The sequence below is a fragment of the Kocuria subflava genome, assembly GCF_012163155.1.
Lineage (GTDB): Bacteria > Actinomycetota > Actinomycetes > Actinomycetales > Micrococcaceae > Kocuria > Kocuria subflava.
The window spans coordinates 1-512 of the sequence record NZ_JAAVUN010000259.1; the positions used below are offsets into that span (position 1 = coordinate 1).

The following is a 512-nucleotide window of genomic DNA, read 5'->3' on the forward strand; positions in this document are numbered from 1 at the left end:
GTGCCGGCGTGGAAGGGGAGTCGGAACGCCAGCGGCCCGGACGACGACGCCCGTTTGGCGAGTGCCGCATCGCCCGTCTTGACCCAGCCGGCGAGCGCAAGATGAACGACGGCGTAGCGGCCGTCCACTTCCAGCAGCAGGAACTTCCCTCGCCGAGTGACCGAAGTGACGGTACGTCCCACAAGAGATTCGTGAGGTGGTTCGGCGGTCTTCAGGACACTGAACGCAACGATGTCGAACCGGCTCACCCTGCGACCCACGGTACGGCCGCGAAGCAGCCCGACGACGGCGTCGAGTTCCGGGAGCTCAGGCATGGTCCCAGTATTGCCTGTGCCTCGGACAACTCAAGCGATCACGCCGTCGAGCTCCAGCCAGTCCGCCATGAGCCGCAGTTGCCGATCCAGGGCGGCGCGCGCATTCGCGGGAGCGTCCCGCTCCCACGTGCACCTCTTGACGATCAAGGCACCGGCCACTCGATCAGCCTTGAGATCGACTCGGGCCACCAGGGTGTC

General features: G+C 66.4%; 1 protein-coding gene. It reads right to left on the reverse strand.

Translation table 11 applies throughout. The features are described from left to right. On the reverse strand, positions 1–314 hold a 314-nt coding region (locus tag GTW58_RS14075; protein WP_280842337.1), incomplete at its 3' end, for a DNA-formamidopyrimidine glycosylase family protein. Positions 315–512 lie beyond the last annotated feature (198 nt).